This window comes from Psychrobacter sp. van23A (assembly GCF_030845275.1).
Lineage (GTDB): Bacteria > Pseudomonadota > Gammaproteobacteria > Pseudomonadales > Moraxellaceae > Psychrobacter > Psychrobacter faecalis.
This window is the reverse complement of record NZ_CP132595.1, coordinates 1,992,001-2,008,107: the sequence shown is the minus strand read 5'-3', so window position 1 is coordinate 2,008,107 and position 16,107 is coordinate 1,992,001. Positions and strand designations below refer to the sequence as shown.

Here is a 16,107-nt window from a genome sequence, read left to right as displayed (position 1 = left end):
TTACGCTAGAGAGTTAGTCTTTTAAAACGTCAGCCATGGCATTGGCAACATAATCGATATTACTGCTGTTTAAGCCCGCCACACACATACGTGAGTTTGAAACCATGTAGATACCATATTTGCTTTGGAGTTTTTCAACTTGTTCAGGCGTCAGACCGGTAAAGCTAAACATGCCGTTTTGCTCAGTTAAATAATCGAAGTCACGGCCGGGGACTTTTTCTTCTAAGACCGATTTGAGCTTTAAGCGCATGGCTTTGATACGGTCACGCATGGCATAAACTTCGCCAACCCATTGCTCATGTAGCGCTTCGTCGTTCATGACGATATCGACCACGCGGCCGCCATGTGATGGTGGGCTTGAGTAGATGCGACGCACGGTTGCATTTAGCTGACCAAAGACGCGCTCCGCTTCGTCAGTGCTTGGGCACACGACCGACAGACCGCCGACACGCTCACCGTATAGCGATAAGTTTTTAGAGAATGAGTTACTGACAAATACGGGTAGACCCATCTCGACTGCTTTACGAATCGCGTAAGCGTCGCTGTCCATGTCTTTACCAAAGCCTTGGTAGGCGATGTCCATAAATGGAATCAATTCGCGCGCTTTAATAACAGTTAGCGCGGTATCCCACTGTTCACGAGTCAAATCCATACCGGTTGGGTTATGGCAGCAAGGGTGCAGCAAGACAACATCATTTTTGTTCAAAGTTTCAAAAAATGCAATCATTTCATCAAACTTAACACTGCTGGTCGCTTTGTCGTAGTACGGATATTTACCGACTTCGACGTCAGAGCCTTCAAAGATTGCAATGTGATTGCCCCACGTTGGGTCGCTGACGTAGCATTTGGATTGTGGGAACCATTCATGGATAAATTCTGCGCCGACTTTTAATGCGCCAGAACCACCGATAGTGGCGATGGTTGCTACCAAACCGTCTTGTAAGATTTGCGCGTCTTTACCAAACAGCAATTCCTGACAACCTTTACGGTGGCCGGGTAAGCCTGCCATTGGCAAGTACGGACGAGGAGAGATAGGGTCAGCAATGCGCTCTTCAGCTGTTTTGACACATTCAAGGACAGGCAATTTGCCATCCTCATCATAATAAACCCCAACGCCCAAATTTACTTTATCTGGATTGGTGTCAGCGGCAAATTTGTCCATCAATCCTAAAATCGGGTCACCGGCATAATAATCGATACGTTCAAACATTTTTTTTCCTTACAAGGGAGATGAGTTAAGGCGTTAAAAAGCATAAACCAGTTTGGCGATTAACTCAATGTTAGATTCAGCGATACTGATTAATTAACGCATTTTTTTGTTTATTAGCAAGTTTTTGGACAGATTTCAGCCTTTGCTAAATTGAAATAATAAGTGCTTTGATTGCCCTTAAACACGCTGCAAATCGTCAAAGTGGCTGGCAAAGTAAGTTTGCAAAAATCGCTTAAAAGCAATGCTGGCGGGCGATAAAGCGCGTGATGAGCGTTGATAAATAAAGAATCGGCGCATTTTAACCGGCTGTGCCAACGGGCGCATCTGCAAACTATTGGCGCTTACCCAATCTATCACCTCTGGCATATAAGGCAAGCACAAGGTAATGCCAAAACCTTGGCGGGTCATCTCAAGGGCGGTGGACATAAAGTTGACTTTATAGCGCGCCTGCTGAATATGGCTGGCGATTTCCTCATCAAGCTCAGCGGTGACTTGCTCGATAAATGGCCCTTGCAAGGTAATAAGCGGCGTGTCTACTAAATCCTGCCAAATGACTTCTGATTTTTGCGCCAGCGCATGGTTATCTGGCATTACCACACAAAACGGCAGCTGATATAATAAATCGGCGCTGATGTCATCGTCAGGCTCCGTAAAGCCACGCTCAGTACCGACGCCCAAATCTACCTCGATGTTTTGAATATGTTCTAAAACATTTTCTGCTGAGCAATCAAGTAAAGACACGCTGATATCTGGATATGCTTTAGCAAATTGAGCAATAACGGCTGGCATGGAGGAGGCAGCAAATTGCGACACCGCAAGTCTGACTTGTCCTTGCGCCAAACTTGTCAAGCTACTGGCTTCATTTTCAAATAGCTGCATCTCATTTAAAATACGCCGCGCTTGCGGCAATAAATGATGACCAACGACGGATAATGACAGCTGGCGGGTGGTGCGATCAAACAACACGATGCCAAGGCTGGATTCTAATTCTTTAATCAAACCACTGACGGCAGATTGGGTCAAATGCATCTGCTCGCTGGCGCGGGTAAAACTGCCATTGTCGGCGACGCTAATAAAAGCGCTCAATTGGCGAATACTGATATTCATAAGCAAACCTGATAAATAAATCAAAAAAAACGATTAGTCTTATAAATCAAGCTAATCTAATATAAATCACTCGTCAATAGGAATGATTGATAAAACTTATTTTTTGCTAATTTTTAGTGATGTATACCACCAATTGAAATTAAGGATGATGACAATGTCAGAGTTAAAGGCAGATTTATTTGATAACCCAATGGGCTTGCAAGGATTTGATTTCGTTGAGTTTGTCTCACCTGAGCCTGAGCTTGTCGAAACGCTATTTCGCAACCTTGGCTTTACTCATATTGCCAATCACCGCTCAAAAGATGTGGCCTTGTTTCGCCAAGGAGATATCAACCTTATTTTAAACCGTGAGCCAAAAAGCCATGGCAGCTATTTCTTAGGTGAGCATGGCGCGGGCGCTTGTAGCATGGGCTTTCGAGTAAAAAATGCGCAGCAAGCGTATGAGCTTGCTATCGAAAACGGTGCTGAACCAGTAGATGTGCCTACAGGGGTGATGGAGCTGCGCCTACCAGCGATTAAAGGTATCGGCGGCTCGCTTATTTATCTCATTGACCGCTTTAGCGATGGCAATTCTATCTATGATATCGATTTTGAATACCTACCGAGCGTCGACAAGCATCCAAAAGGCTTTGGCTTCAAGGTTATCGATCATTTAACTCATAATGTCTACCGTGGTCGCATGGCATATTGGGCCGACTTCTACGAGCGTATCTTTAACTTCCGCGAAATCCGTTATTTTGATATCACCGGTGAGTACACCGGTCTGACCAGTAAAGCGATGACCGCGCCTGATGGCAAAATCCGTATTCCATTAAACGAAGAATCAAAGCAGGGTGGTGGGCAAATTGAAGAGTACTTGATGCAATTTAATGGCGAAGGTATCCAGCATATCGCGCTATTGAGTGATGATTTGTTGTCTAGCATCGACAAATTAAGAGACATGGGTATCCCGCTGATGACAGCGCCAAATAAAACCTATTACCAAATGCTGGATGAGCGCTTACCAAACCACGGCGAGAATGTCGCTGAACTACAAATGCGCGGCATCTTGTTAGACGGTACCACAGAAGGCGGTACGCCACGCTTGTTGCTACAGATTTTCTCTGAAACTATCCTTGGTAGCCCCGTATTTTTCGAATTTATCCAGCGTAAAGGCGATTATGAAGAAGGCTTTGGTGAAGGTAACTTTAAAGCCTTGTTTGAATCAATCGAGCGTGACCAAGTCCGACGCGGCGCGATTGGTCAGCCAGAAACTGAAACGCCATAGTTTTAGCTTAATCGTTTATAAGTATAATAAATGGGCAGGGCAAAAGGAATTTGTCTTGTCCTTAATCAGCAAAGTACTGCTTGCGATGGTAAACCCAGAATACCTGAGAATTACTGACGACAAGCGCATGTGCTAACGCTAATAAAAGGAACACAGGCATGGAACGCCTACAAGCTAACAATACTATTCAAAAATTCCTCAGTGCCAAGAGTGTGTCTTCTAATGCTCTCGGCGCTGATGATGCTAGCCATAGCGATTCAACCGCTGAGAAGCAACCTTACCTCTCGCATCAGCCAGACAGTCAGGGTCATATCCACTATAGTGACGATGAAAATGCCATGTGGCAGGCGCTGCTTACACGTCAAGCTAAGCAAATACCCAATCGAGCTTGCTCAGCCTATCTAGAAGGCTTAGAAAAGCTAAATCTGCCATCGACGCATATCCCGCAATTAAATGACATTGACCAAATCCTGCAAGCCACTACCGGCTGGCAAACCGCTGCCGTTCCTGCGCTTATCAGCTTTGGTAAGTTTTTTAAACTTTTAGCAAATAAACGCTTTCCCGTAGCGACCTTTATCCGCCGCTTTGAAGACATGGATTATATCGAAGAGCCAGATGTCTTTCATGAAATCGTTGGCCATTGTCCGCTGCTGACCCATACTGCTTTTGCCGCTTTTAATGAGACCTATGGCAAGCTGGGTCTTGATGCCAGTAAAGAAGAAAGGTGGTTTTTGGCACGGCTTTATTGGTTTACCATCGAGTTTGGCTTGGTAGGTAGTCACCCTGACAATCGCCGTATCTATGGCGGCGGTATCTTGAGCTCGCCTTCTGAAACGATTTATGCGCTTAATGGTAGCGATACGTTGCACCAATCCAACCATCAGCATCAGCAGCAACCTCAAAATCAGCCAGAACACCGCGCATTTGATTTGCTTGATGTTCTGCGTACGCCTTATCGCATTGACCATATTCAGCCGATTTATTATGTCATTGATGATTTAGATGCGCTGTTCGATATCGTCGATAGCGACATCATGGGCAAGGTCAAACAAGCAATGGCACTTGGCTTGTTTGAACCAACTTATGCACCAAAAAACTCTTAATACATTAAAAAATTTAGCATCGTTAAAATAACGATGGGGTAAAAGTGATGCTGTAAAAACAGTATTAACACGGACGTAACTGTATTAAACCTAACGGTATTAAAAAAATAATAGTTAACTTAAAAGGATATTATCATGACGACATTATCACAAGCCAGCTGTGAAGCCTGCCGTATCGGCGCTCCAACCGTCGACGACACAGAAGCACGCGAGCTATTACAACAAATTCCTGATTGGTCGCTCATCGAAGTCGACGGCATTAAGCAATTACAGCGTCAGTATAAATTCAAAAATTTTGTCACAGCGATGGCATTTGCCAATGAGCTTGCCGACATTGCGGAAGCAGAAGGGCATCATCCGGGTATTTTGGTAGAGTGGGGCAAGGTCACCGTCACTTGGTGGTCACATAGCATTAAAGGTCTGCATCGCAACGATTTTATCATGGCAGCCAAGACCGATAGCCTACTGGGTAAGTCATGAGACTGGCAATAATCTTTGCAACTCATTAAACTTGTCCCACCCAAAACCAACCCTAACGCCAGAGTATATATGATGGCCCCATAAGGATGTGTTATGCCTCCACAAGTACTTACCGAGCTATCTCCCAAGGTAGCTTTTATTATTGCCAGCGTTGTCATCGCGATTATGGGTGTGACCATGATCGGCTTTGGCTGGGTACCGCATCTGTCATTGATGCTTGCAATCGTTGTTTTATTAGGCCTTGGTATGTATAAAGGTCTAAGCTTTGAGAAGATGCAGGGGCAGATGTCATCGGGTGTTGTCAGTGGTATTGGTGCTATTTATTTACTATTTTTTATTGGTTTGCTGGTCGCCGCGCTGATGATGTCAGGTGCTATTCCTACCATTATGTATTATGGTTTTGATCTCATCTCACCGCAGTATTATTATATTTCGGCTTTTGTTTTGACCTCAATTATTGGTGTCGCTCTAGGCAGTAGTTTGACCACAGCCGCGACACTTGGTGTGGCCTTTATTGGTATGAGTAATGCCTTTGATGCCAACGTTGCTATTGCTGCTGGTGCTGTGGTTTCAGGTGCTTTTTTTGCCGATAAAATGTCGCCGTTGTCAGATACTTGTACGCTTGCCTCTTCTGTCGTCGGCATTGATTTGTTCGAGCATATTCGCAATATGATGTATACCACGGTACCGGCGTGGCTCATTACAGCTGGGCTATTTTGGTATTTCTCTGGCCAGACGGGTACGGGTGATTTAGGTCAAGTGACCTTACTGCAATCACAATTGGTCGATAGCGGCTTAGTCCATGGTTATGCCGTATTACCATTTGTCGTGCTAGTGGTATTAGCACTATGCCGAGTCAATGCCATTTATACCATCATTTGTACAATCGCGACCGCTTTAGTGCTTACTTATCTGCACAGCACGCCAAGTATTGGGCAGCTCGGCGGTTATCTATTTGCTGGTTATACGCCCGCCGAAAATTTAGAGCTGGGTGAAGTGGCGGGTATGATCTCACGTGGCGGTATGCAAAGTATGTTCTTTACTCAGACTATCGTGATATTGGCGTTAAGTTTGGGCGGTTTATTACGTGCTTTGGGTATCTTACCAGCGTTATTGTTAGGTATTCGTAATATGCTGACAAGCTCAGGACGTGCTATCTTTGCCGCCGCAATGGCGGCTTTAAGCATCAACGTGCTGATCGGTGAGCAATATTTGAGTATCTTATTATCAGGAACTGCGTTTCGTCCGACCTTTGAGCGTTTGAATTTACACCCCAAAAACCTATCGCGTACCATCGAAGACGCGGGCACGGTTATCAATCCATTAGTACCGTGGAGCGTGTGCGGGGTATTTATCAGCCAAGCGTTAGGTGTTCCGGTACTTGAATATTTGCCTTATGCCTTTTTCTGTTATTTATCGCTGCTGCTTACGATACTGTTTGGCTTCACAGGTATCACCATCAGTTGTAAAGATGGCTCTAGCATTCATAAGCAACCAAAAGTACAAATGGCAAATTAGCGAACATTCATTTTTAAAATAAACTGAGATAGTATTGGTTGCATAAAAACCACTCTAAGTAACTTAGAGTGGTTTTTATGGTTAATTTGAACGCCTAAACCATATATCTAAAAGTGGCTGAATAAGAGATAATAGAGAACATAGATTTTCGCTTACCTCAATAAAAAGGCAGTCCTGCATGACCCATAATAATCCATATAACCTGATACCCTTGCAACCTACGGGCAGAAATGAGACCAATACCGCCAATACCTATTCACCTGAAGATATGATTGCCATTTACGAGCAGCAGTTTCTGACCGAAGTGCCAGAAGACAAGCTCACAGAGTTCTTACCTTTTTTAAAAGCGTTTTATGATATCGACGACCATACCTTAGATGTCAGTGCGGTGATTTTTGATGCGATTGCGGACGCTTGTATTATTTATAATCACAAAGTCAAAGTTGGGCGTTACGAAATATTAGAAGGCTTGGTAAAAGAAGAGATTGCAGAAGATATAAGTGATGCAGAAGGCGCTGAAGAGAAACAAGTACAAGCCTATACCCTAGAGTGTAAGCGTACTTTTTTTATCAATGAGGTGGAAATACCTTATCATTTTAATTTGTTTATCCATGGCGATAATTATTCTACCTTGACGAGAAGAGAGAGCGTGTTAGAAAAAATGTATTGGTTTGTCAGTGATAGCTTTGATGAGCAGTTATTGGATAATTCTGAAGATACTGAGAGCTTGGCGTCTATTAATAAGCAACTGGCAAGTTTGGGTATTCGAGAAATGGATCTGACTACTATTCATCAGCTAGTCGATTATTTAGAAGGTAACATCATAGATGATGACATGGCAGATGCGGTCAATAAGCTGCTAGATGAAGCCGAGTAGCATTGAATACACTATTCACTGTTATTCACTGTTAAAAAAGACCACGCTAAGCCAATTTAGCGTGGTCTTTTTTTGATAGGACAACCAATTTTAAACAGTAAGCAATAAAAAACCCTCGTAATCGATAGATTGCGAGGGTTTCGTATATGGTACCAGTGGTCGGACTCGAACCGACACGCTTTTAAAGGCAACGGATTTTGAATCCGTCATGTCTACCAATTCCATCACACTGGCATGTTAGGAGATAAAGTCTTTACTGCTAGACTATATCGAATTGGGCTACAAGGTTAACTCTGTATAGGCTGCGTATTATAGCAGGCTATTTTTAGCCGTCAAGAATTATTTATTATATTTAAGATAAAAATTCATTTTTAACCAACGAAGGCACGTTCAACGGCATAATCCGCTTGTACGCCCATACGTGGAGAGACGGTGAGACCGAAGTCGTCTAAAATTGTAGAGATATCCGCATTAAATGGCATACTACCGCAGATAAGTACGCGGTCATCGTCTTTATTCATTGGCGGTAGACCGATATCTTCAAAGAATTTACCTGATTTCATCAGATCAGTGATACGGCCGGTATTTCTAAACTCTTCGCGCGTGACAGTTGGGTAGTAGATAAACTTCTCGCGGAACTCTTCACCAAAGATTTCATCGTTTGGCAGCTCTTCTTCGAACATTTCGCGATAAGCCAAATCCTTGACCTGACGTACGCCGTGTACCAAAATGATTTTGTCAAAACGCTCATAGACTTCAGGGTCGCGTGATAACGCTAAAAATGGCGCAAGTCCTGTACCGGTTGAGAGCATATATAAGTGCTTACCCGGCAACAAATCATCTAAGACCAACGTGCCAGTCGGTTTTTTACTGACCAGTAACTCATCGCCCACTTTGATATGCTGCAAGCGCGAGGTTAGCGGACCGTCTTGAACTTTAATAGAGAAAAATTCCAAATGCTCTTCGTAGTTGGGGCTGGCAATCGAGTAAGCGCGCAATAGCGGTCTACCATCGACAACGATACCAATCATCGCAAACTCGCCATTACGGAAGCGTAAGCCATCGTCGCGCGTGGTTTTGATGCTAAATAGAGAGTCATTCCAGTGATGAACCTCAGTGACCGTTTCGGTGCGGAGTTTTGACATAAAGCCCTCGTTAGTAAGTGGTAATGTGTATTCGCCCATTAAAAATGGTGGTAAGCAAAAATTTTTAAGGTAATAAAAAGTGTGAATAAGATTAAGCGCTTATCAATTATCAGTTTAAGATTAAGCGCTTATCAATTATCAGTTCAGGCTAATTAAGCAAATGACATGCTAAGCAAATGACACGGATAAAAAACCGTTATTTTAACATTATTATCAGGTTTTATAAGGCGTCAGATTGTAGCAAACAACGGCGCTGCCGGTAAAAGTAAACTTTGCTGCTTGTACTTTTAGACGTGTGCGTTATGAATGCAAGCCATTCTCAATAAATTTCTCGCTCATCATAACAAACTTTAAAATAAAAATCCGCCTAGCTGCCTGTCTGTACCATGATAAAATGGAATATCGTTAGCGAGTAATTTTCTATCATTGCCGCATGCCATGTATTATCAGCTATTTACTTTTGGAACTTGATTTATGACTTGTCAGACTTCCGCCGCTATTAACTATCATATATCGCCCATTATCGGTTACCACCGTGCGCCGCTGTCACAAAAGTTTGGCGCACCGAGGCAGCCAAATTTGGTGGCTATGACTAGTGTGATTGAAATGCTCGCGCCGTATGACACGCCAGCGGCATTTGTCGGACTGGAGGATTTTAGTCATATTTGGATCAGTTGGCAGTTTCATCATAACTATTTATATAAAGACAAGTTAGATAAAGACAAGCATTCACTCAATAATAAGCAGCAAGACAAAAATGATAGTAATTTTCGCCCGCAAGTGCGTCCGCCGCGTTTGGGTGGCAATCAAAAAATAGGCGTATTTGCCAGTCGCAGTATGTATCGACCATCCGCGCTTGGACTGTCTGTGGTAAAGCTTGAGCGCATTGAGATGGTAGAAGGTCGAGTGTTACTTATTATCAGCGGTGCTGATATGATAGATGGGACGCCCATCATCGATATCAAGCCTTATGTGGCTTATAGTGATGCCTTGCCTGAAGCAAAAAGCGGTTTTGCGCCTTCGGCGCCGCATTTGTTGGACGTGACGATTACCGAATCGGCTTATGAGCAATTTGGACAAATTATCGCCAATCAAAGTGCAGATAATGCAGCGGAAGAAAATGCGCAAAATAAGCAATCATCCGTTAAAGCAGTCATTGATAAAATCCAAAAGCAGTTAGTAATATCTGATTTTGATACTATCAAAGCTTTGATAGCGCAAGACCCGCGCCCTGCTTATCGACGTACAGAGACAGAGTCGTCATTTGTTATGCGCTATAAATCGGTTGATGTCAGTTTTAAATTGCTAGAATCAGGTGAATTGCAGATAATGAATATTGTCACAGTATAATTAAAGTAAAAATCGCCGCTGCCAAATGCCTTAAACCTCATAAGAATAAACCTTTAAAAGAAGACAACCATGCCTGTTCAAAAATATTCGATAGTGATTGATTTGCGTTGGTGCCTAGATGAATTATTGGCAGATAGGGTGATTGATCAGCGCGGTTATAATCTTGTCATTACCAGTCGCCGTAACAAGGCGCAGCATCCGCTGATTACGATTAGCGAGTTTGGGCTGCCAAATGGTCACGCGCTTAATAATAATTCTGAGAATAAATTGACGCTAGCATGGCTTAATCAATGGTTGGCTGCCAAAGCAGATATGCCGCTGGTGCGTATTGATCCGTTAAAGGTCGATGTACCAACAGTGACGCAGCTGATGTCGTTTGAGTATGCGCGTTCGCAGCATATTTTACCGATTGAAGTGACGCTTGATGAAGTGGTTATTGGTACTGACCAGCCATTTTATACCGATTGGCATGGCAATATCGAAAAGCTCATTAAATCAAAAAGCTATCGTACGGTCTTTATCAATCCTGAACAAATCAATCGCTATCGGCAAGAGTTTTATCAAGTCACGCAAGCGATTGCGGGCGCGAACTCCCTACATAAGCGTGCGGCAGCGGACGTCACCAACGTTGAAGCGTTGTTGCAGCTGGGCGATAATGCCAATCCCGATGCCAATGACCAACATATCGTCAAAGTGGTCGATTGGCTATTGCAATATGCCTTTGAGCAGCGCGCAAGCGACATTCATCTAGAGCCGCGCCGTGAGACTGGAAAAGTGCGCTTTCGTATCGATGGGGTGCTGCATAGCGTTTATGAGATGCCGCTGGCGATCATCGTCGCTGTGACTGCACGCATTAAAATCTTGGGGCGGCTCAATGTCGCAGAAAAGCGTAAGCCGCAAGATGGACGCCTAAAAACCCGTACGCCCAAAGGCTTAGAAACTGAGCTGCGTCTGTCTACCATGCCGACTGCCTTTGGTGAAAAGCTTGTCATGCGGGTATTTGACCCAGAAGTACTGGTGCGCTCGTTTGCCCAACTTGGCCTGTCGGGTAAGCAGCTTGAAACGTGGCACGAGCTGACCGCGCATCCAAATGGGATTATCTTGGTAACGGGTCCGACGGGTTCTGGTAAAACCACCACCTTATATAGTACGCTCAAGCAGCTCGCCACCGAGCAGGTCAATGTCTGTACCATTGAAGATCCGATTGAAATGATTGAGCCGGCCTTTAATCAAATGCAGGTCAATCCAGGGGTTGATTTGCATTTTGCCGACGGTATCCGCTCTTTGATGCGCCAAGACCCAGACATTATTATGGTCGGTGAAATTCGTGATGCTGAGACTGCCAATATGGCAGTGCAAGCGTCTTTGACAGGACATTTGGTGCTATCAACGTTGCATACCAACGACGCACCAAGCTCTATTACCCGTCTGCACGATTTAGGTATTCAGCCGTTCTTAACCTCAGCAACGATATTGGGCGTCATGGCACAGCGATTATTACGGACGTTATGCCCGCATTGTAAGCAAGCGCTTGATGTGACGCCAGATAGTGAGATAGCCATTCAATGGCAAGAGCTGGTGCAGCCTTGGCGCGCGCCTGTACCAACACAAGTTTATAAGGCGCAGGGCTGTGAGCACTGTCGCCATACGGGTTATCAAGGCCGCGTTGGTCTGTACGAGATTATGCCGTTATCCAATGAGCTAAAAAAACTGGTCGCCGCCGATGCCAATTTGGATACGTTGAAGCAGCAAGCGTACCGCGAAGGTGTGCAGCCGCTACGTTTATCGGGAGCAAAGCGTATTAGCGAAGGGTTAACAACCATAGAAGAGGTGATGCGTGTGGTGCCGCTGCATTAAAGGATGTCTCTAAAATACACCTCATTCAAAAAAACCATTCTTTAAAAAAATGCTCTGATAAAAAAGCCTTTATATAGACGTTTGTTAAACACGACTTGAAAAGCCAGCTTATCAGAGCAATTAATACTATTACTATTACCAAATCTATATTTTAAGATAATTTTATTTATTGATTCTTATTAACGAGATTGTTTATGTTTACAGATACGCATTGCCATCTAAACCGTTTGGATTTAACCAAGTATGATGGTCAATTGTCCGGCGCGATTGCGGCGATGAAAGAGGCGAATGTCACCCGTGCGATGGCCATTATGTGTGATTTCGCTGAATATGATGAGATTGCCAATATTGTCAGCACTTATAATGACGAAACGCTAAATCTTGGAATGAGCGTCGGTATTCATCCCTGTGAAGATATCGGCGTATTGCAGTCAGCGACAGTTGAGCGCTTGATAGAAACGGCTGATGCTGAGCACGTGTGGGCGATAGGGGAGACGGGGTTGGACTATTACTGGTCGACGGAAAATAAAAAAGAGCAACAAGCTAGCCTTGCGCGTCATATCTATGCCAGCCAACAGCTAAAGAAACCGCTTGTCGTGCATATGCGTGACGCCAAAGAAGATACGCTTGATATCCTAAAAGCAGAAGGCGCTGAACACGGTATTATCCATTGCTTTACTGAAGACTGGGAAACCGCAAAACGCGCATTAGACTTAGGGTTTTATATCTCCTTCTCAGGTATCGTCAGTTTTAAAAGTGCGCAAATGATTCAAGATGCCGCAAAAAATATGCCCAAAGACAGAATACTTATCGAAACCGATAGCCCGTATTTAGCACCCGTGCCTAAACGTGGCAGGTCCAATGAGCCGGCATACGTGCCATACGTGGCAAGCTATCTTGCCCAATTGTATGGCTGTAGTGGCGAGGAAGTCGGCGCATTGACTGCAAAAAACTTTGAAAATTTACTGGCACAGTATCACTAAAATGGTTATGCTATGACCAATCAGTCATTTATAGGCTTGTCTTGTAGTTCTGTGTTGAATGTGTTTTTGATGCTTAACTTAACCCTATGATTATCAATGACTATTTAGCAAACATAAGCATATTGCCTTTGATGGTATTGGCGTAGCCGTTATAAAATTTATAAGCGTGCTGCCAGTACACTGACAAAAGGGACGGTGGTATGCATGATATTGTCAGTTTTTAGGAGAAATTATGAGTCGTCAGCACCAGTTCAAGGCCCGAGAAGAAAATATCTTAGCGATGGCAGAGCAATTGTTACTTGAGTCAGGCGATGGTGATATCACTTTGGACAGTTTGGCAGACCAGCTTGATTTGGCTAAAGGCACCTTATATAAGCATTTCTCCAGTAAAGATGAGCTCTACCTGCGTATTATTATCCGTTACGAAGAGCAATTGTTTGAGATTAACCGTATTGATGACTGTCCGTCGGCAGGCGTCGCGCGGATGATTTTTCAGCAGCTATTTAATCCGCAAAAAGCCATGCTCCTTAACCAAATCGAAGAGCGTTTGGCGGCATCGGTGACGGGTCTGAACCGCCTGTTCGGTGAGCTTTACGATATTCGTCGTCAGCGCATGAAGCGTTTGATTGATATTATCAGTGCGTATCTTCAAGAGCAGCACAGTAGCTTAAGTACGCGCGATTATTTGTCCTCGATTTGGGCGATGGGTCAGGGCGGTGCAGGATTATTAAACTCAAGCTTTTATCAGCGCTACTTAGGTCGCCGTGATACCTTGCGTTATGCTTTTGTGCAGCAAATGCTTGAGTTGCCAAGCCATTATCCAGCGGCCGATGATGAAGTCATGGATGAAGATATGCAAGAATTGGTAGAGCAAATCGATACTGAATCAGAAGAGCACCGTAATACCAATTACTAGCTTTTTATTCTATTTTAAACGCAGTCAGCTATTATTTTATAACGGTCCGTGTTGCTATCTTCTGTATGGCAACACGTTAAATTTCTCTTTTAACACGTGTACGAAGTCATAGTTTTTATAACTCGTCATGTCTTTCGTCGTTTGTATACCATTCAATATAGCGTTATTTTTAATACGGTGACGCCATTCTAGATGACTTCTGTATGTCAAAACCGACTTCCTCAATAGCAGCTCCTCACGCGCACATCCGTATCGGGCAAGCGGGCTTTACCCTTGTAGAAATAGTAGTGGTGGTCGTTATTCTATCTATCTTTGCTGGCATGATGAGCTTGTCGGTCGGTAGTAGTGAGTCACGCAAAAACCGCGCCTTTTATGAGCATTTAACAGATTCTCTGAGCTATGTACGGCTTCTATCGGCTGAGCGTATGGCGCCCATGGGTTTGAGCTTACAAGCCGATAAACAAGGTCAAATGACGCCGGTCATTGTCACGCTATCAAATCCGTATATTACTTATCAAACTCAAGATCCTACGTCTTCTAATAGCGATAGTATGCCTAAAAACGCCATGGAGTTGTCGGCAGATTTGACGAGCATTTCAAGTGCTGTTGCAGATAAAGTGCCCACACCAAGTTGGGAGATTGAGCCAGAAGTTAGTCTGCCTGCCTTGCCTACGGGTGTGAGCTTAAGCGTGCAAAGCCTAGATGCAGGTAAGCAAACAACCGCAGGTCAAACGCAAGCGCTGCAGCCGTGGTTTACCGACCAAAACGTACCGCAAGTACTATGGTTTGGCACAGGTCAGGCCACGCCGGTGACGATTGAGGTGCGTCATAATTCGCGTTTGGTGGGTGAAGTCATTACAATTATGCCCGATGGTAGTATCTCGATAGGACAAGGGCTGTAGCTGATGATTAACAAAGATAAAGCCAAATCGACCTACACAAATCCAAAGCCTGTTATATCAAGGCATGAGCAAGGATTTACCCTGATTGAAGTCATGGTTGCTTTAGCAATTTTGGCCGTCGTTGCCGTTGCCGCGAGCCGTGCGAGTAGTGCGTATTTAAGCTCAGTTGATGTTTTACGTACTCGCACGCTAGCGCAGTTTGTCGCACAAAACGCGGCAGCGGACTTGCATATTCAAGATACGTGGCTGACGGCCAACAAAACACAAACCATCAATGCCCAAGGTCGTGATTGGCAAGTGACAATGACTGCCACCGATGCCATCACACCTGCATTAAAGCAAGTAAATATCGCTGTTGCGCCCATTATAGACGGACAAACACGCAGCGCAGTGACGGATATCAACGTGATGTTAAGTAATGCTGAGCAAGAGGTTGGTAGTTTGGATTTGAGCCAACTAGACCCTAATGGAGGCAATCCATGAAATCAAATCATGGGTTTACTCTGCTTGAGCTGATGGTGGCGATGGCGATATTTGCCATGTTAGCGGTGGCTGGCTGGCAAGTGTTTGATGGCGTTAACCGTGCGCGCGAACGGGCGCAGTTTCATGCGGATCATTTAGCAGTTCTGCAATATGCCTATTTGCAATTACAGCAAGATATGAACCAAATGATTCCCTATCAGGCAGTGGATACGCAGGGTGCTAATTCTTTAACTAATAACGCCTCAACCAATAACGCTACAACCAATAATGGCGCAAATAATAATGGGAGTAATAATAACGCCAGCAATAGCAATCAAGAAAACGCACCAGCGCCCGAACCTTTTATGACTCTAGACGGCGCACGTATCAGCTTTGTGCGTTTTGCGGACCCCGACCCACGTTATCAGAGCAGCGCGAGTCTGCAGCATATCGAATACATTTTTGCCGATGAGGGCTTAATTCGTCGTCAATATACCAGTCTTGGCAGTGACAGCATCAGCTTAGATAGTGTATTGCTTAAAGGCGTCACGGCTGGGCGCTGGCAAGCTTATTTACCTGAATTAAGCACCAAATTTCCCAATAAAGACAATCGTAATAACTTCAGCAATAACGCACCATCAGGGCAGACGGCGAATTCAGCCAATAAAACGTCTGAGACTATACTGTTACCAAAAGGGATTGCGCTTAACTTTACGTATCAAGATATGCCGATCACTTGGCAATGGGCACTGACGCCGCAGCCAATACCAAATGTCAGTACAAATACCAGTCATAAAAATACGCCTAACAATCCTAATGCTAATAGCGGTGATAAAAATAATAACGGCGACACTAATAACGCAGCCAATGGCAATGTAGAAAATAATAACTCAGGCAGCAATAATGACAATGCTCCATTTGGTCAATGAT

The 16,107-nt window shown here is 44.2% G+C and carries 15 protein-coding genes and 1 tRNA gene; 12 read left to right on the top strand and 4 right to left on the bottom strand.

Going from position 1 to position 16,107, the window contains the following annotated elements; translation table 11 throughout:
- Positions 1 to 13: 13 nt before the first annotated feature.
- A complete protein-coding gene (locus RAH45_RS08535) occupies positions 14 to 1,210 on the bottom strand; it encodes an amino acid aminotransferase (protein ID WP_306495169.1) in 1,197 nt (398 codons plus the stop codon).
- A 177-nt stretch (positions 1,211 to 1,387) separates the two neighbouring features.
- A complete protein-coding gene (locus tag RAH45_RS08530) occupies positions 1,388 to 2,317 on the bottom strand; it encodes a LysR family transcriptional regulator (RefSeq protein ID WP_306495168.1) in 930 nt (309 codons plus the stop codon).
- Positions 2,318 to 2,471: 154 nt separating this feature from the next.
- On the opposite strand from RAH45_RS08530, the gene hppD reads away from it, so the two are divergent.
- The 5 genes from hppD to RAH45_RS08505 all read left to right on the top strand — a co-directional run bounded on the left by hppD (position 2,472) and on the right by RAH45_RS08505 (position 7,562).
- Complete coding sequence (hppD, locus tag RAH45_RS08525; RefSeq protein ID WP_306495167.1) at positions 2,472 to 3,584, top strand: 4-hydroxyphenylpyruvate dioxygenase; 1,113 nt, start codon at positions 2,472 to 2,474, stop codon at positions 3,582 to 3,584.
- Positions 3,585 to 3,742: 158 nt separating this feature from the next.
- Positions 3,743 to 4,687 carry a phenylalanine 4-monooxygenase gene (gene phhA / locus RAH45_RS08520; RefSeq protein WP_306495166.1) on the top strand — a complete coding sequence of 315 codons (945 nt, stop codon included), beginning with the start codon at positions 3,743 to 3,745 and terminating at the stop codon, positions 4,685 to 4,687.
- Between the two features lie 135 nt (positions 4,688 to 4,822).
- Complete coding sequence (locus tag RAH45_RS08515) at positions 4,823 to 5,167, top strand: 4a-hydroxytetrahydrobiopterin dehydratase (RefSeq protein WP_068405575.1); 345 nt, start codon at positions 4,823 to 4,825, stop codon at positions 5,165 to 5,167.
- A 93-nt stretch (positions 5,168 to 5,260) separates the two neighbouring features.
- Positions 5,261 to 6,685 (top strand): Na+/H+ antiporter NhaC, encoded by a 1,425-nt coding sequence (gene nhaC / locus RAH45_RS08510; protein WP_191692160.1) that lies wholly within the window; start codon positions 5,261 to 5,263, stop codon positions 6,683 to 6,685.
- Between the two features lie 178 nt (positions 6,686 to 6,863).
- Positions 6,864 to 7,562, top strand: a complete 699-nt coding sequence (locus RAH45_RS08505) for a hypothetical protein (RefSeq protein WP_306495165.1) — start codon at positions 6,864 to 6,866, stop codon at positions 7,560 to 7,562.
- A gap of 147 nt (positions 7,563 to 7,709) precedes the next feature.
- Here the strand turns inward: RAH45_RS08505 and RAH45_RS08500 are convergent.
- Positions 7,710 to 7,796 (bottom strand) — tRNA-Leu (locus tag RAH45_RS08500).
- A gap of 137 nt (positions 7,797 to 7,933) precedes the next feature.
- Positions 7,934 to 8,707 (bottom strand): ferredoxin--NADP reductase, encoded by a 774-nt coding sequence (locus RAH45_RS08495; RefSeq protein WP_144296434.1) that lies wholly within the window; start codon positions 8,705 to 8,707, stop codon positions 7,934 to 7,936.
- Between the two features lie 474 nt (positions 8,708 to 9,181).
- Between RAH45_RS08495 and RAH45_RS08490 the strand changes: the two genes are divergently transcribed.
- The 7 genes from RAH45_RS08490 to RAH45_RS08460 all read left to right on the top strand — a co-directional run bounded on the left by RAH45_RS08490 (position 9,182) and on the right by RAH45_RS08460 (position 16,106).
- Positions 9,182 to 10,057, top strand: coding sequence for a tRNA (N6-threonylcarbamoyladenosine(37)-N6)-methyltransferase TrmO (locus RAH45_RS08490; RefSeq protein WP_306495164.1), 876 nt, complete (start codon positions 9,182 to 9,184; stop codon positions 10,055 to 10,057).
- Positions 10,058 to 10,126: 69 nt separating this feature from the next.
- Positions 10,127 to 11,914, top strand: coding sequence for a type IV pilus assembly ATPase TfpB (locus RAH45_RS08485; RefSeq protein ID WP_306495163.1), 1,788 nt, complete (start codon positions 10,127 to 10,129; stop codon positions 11,912 to 11,914).
- A gap of 194 nt (positions 11,915 to 12,108) precedes the next feature.
- Positions 12,109 to 12,897: a TatD family hydrolase gene (locus tag RAH45_RS08480; RefSeq protein ID WP_306495162.1), complete on the top strand. Its 789-nt coding sequence runs from the start codon at positions 12,109 to 12,111 to the stop codon at positions 12,895 to 12,897.
- 232 nt (positions 12,898 to 13,129) lie between these two features.
- On the top strand, positions 13,130 to 13,813 hold the full coding sequence (locus tag RAH45_RS08475) for a TetR/AcrR family transcriptional regulator (protein ID WP_068405549.1): 684 nt from the start codon (positions 13,130 to 13,132) through the stop codon (positions 13,811 to 13,813).
- A gap of 203 nt (positions 13,814 to 14,016) precedes the next feature.
- Positions 14,017 to 14,715, top strand: a complete 699-nt coding sequence (locus tag RAH45_RS08470; RefSeq protein WP_306495161.1) for a prepilin-type N-terminal cleavage/methylation domain-containing protein — start codon at positions 14,017 to 14,019, stop codon at positions 14,713 to 14,715.
- A gap of 3 nt (positions 14,716 to 14,718) precedes the next feature.
- On the top strand, positions 14,719 to 15,198 hold the full coding sequence (gene gspI / locus RAH45_RS08465) for a type II secretion system minor pseudopilin GspI (protein ID WP_200663613.1): 480 nt from the start codon (positions 14,719 to 14,721) through the stop codon (positions 15,196 to 15,198).
- Positions 15,195 to 16,106 (top strand): type II secretion system protein GspJ, encoded by a 912-nt coding sequence (locus tag RAH45_RS08460; protein WP_306495160.1) that lies wholly within the window; start codon positions 15,195 to 15,197, stop codon positions 16,104 to 16,106. The genes gspI and RAH45_RS08460 overlap by 4 nt, the downstream gene beginning before the upstream one ends.
- Position 16,107: the final 1 nt, after the last annotated feature.

Excerpts from the sequence above, each read along its gene's own strand:
- RAH45_RS08460 (WP_306495160.1), top strand. The coding sequence starts at position 15,195 with ATGAAATCAAATCATGGGTTTACTCTGCTTGAGCTGATGGTGGCGATG.
- RAH45_RS08485 (WP_306495163.1), top strand. The coding sequence starts at position 10,127 with ATGCCTGTTCAAAAATATTCGATAGTGATTGATTTGCGTTGGTGCCTA.
- gspI (WP_200663613.1), top strand. The coding sequence starts at position 14,719 with ATGATTAACAAAGATAAAGCCAAATCGACCTACACAAATCCAAAGCCT.
- hppD (WP_306495167.1), top strand. The coding sequence starts at position 2,472 with ATGTCAGAGTTAAAGGCAGATTTATTTGATAACCCAATGGGCTTGCAA.
- RAH45_RS08470 (WP_306495161.1), top strand. The coding sequence starts at position 14,017 with ATGTCAAAACCGACTTCCTCAATAGCAGCTCCTCACGCGCACATCCGT.
- RAH45_RS08515 (WP_068405575.1), top strand. The coding sequence starts at position 4,823 with ATGACGACATTATCACAAGCCAGCTGTGAAGCCTGCCGTATCGGCGCT.
- RAH45_RS08535 (WP_306495169.1), bottom strand. The coding sequence starts at position 1,210 with ATGTTTGAACGTATCGATTATTATGCCGGTGACCCGATTTTAGGATTG.
- RAH45_RS08530 (WP_306495168.1), bottom strand. The coding sequence starts at position 2,317 with ATGAATATCAGTATTCGCCAATTGAGCGCTTTTATTAGCGTCGCCGAC.
- RAH45_RS08505 (WP_306495165.1), top strand. The coding sequence starts at position 6,864 with ATGACCCATAATAATCCATATAACCTGATACCCTTGCAACCTACGGGC.
- RAH45_RS08490 (WP_306495164.1), top strand. The coding sequence starts at position 9,182 with ATGACTTGTCAGACTTCCGCCGCTATTAACTATCATATATCGCCCATT.
- RAH45_RS08475 (WP_068405549.1), top strand. The coding sequence starts at position 13,130 with ATGAGTCGTCAGCACCAGTTCAAGGCCCGAGAAGAAAATATCTTAGCG.
- RAH45_RS08495 (WP_144296434.1), bottom strand. The coding sequence starts at position 8,707 with ATGTCAAAACTCCGCACCGAAACGGTCACTGAGGTTCATCACTGGAAT.
- nhaC (WP_191692160.1), top strand. The coding sequence starts at position 5,261 with ATGCCTCCACAAGTACTTACCGAGCTATCTCCCAAGGTAGCTTTTATT.
- phhA (WP_306495166.1), top strand. The coding sequence starts at position 3,743 with ATGGAACGCCTACAAGCTAACAATACTATTCAAAAATTCCTCAGTGCC.
- RAH45_RS08480 (WP_306495162.1), top strand. The coding sequence starts at position 12,109 with ATGTTTACAGATACGCATTGCCATCTAAACCGTTTGGATTTAACCAAG.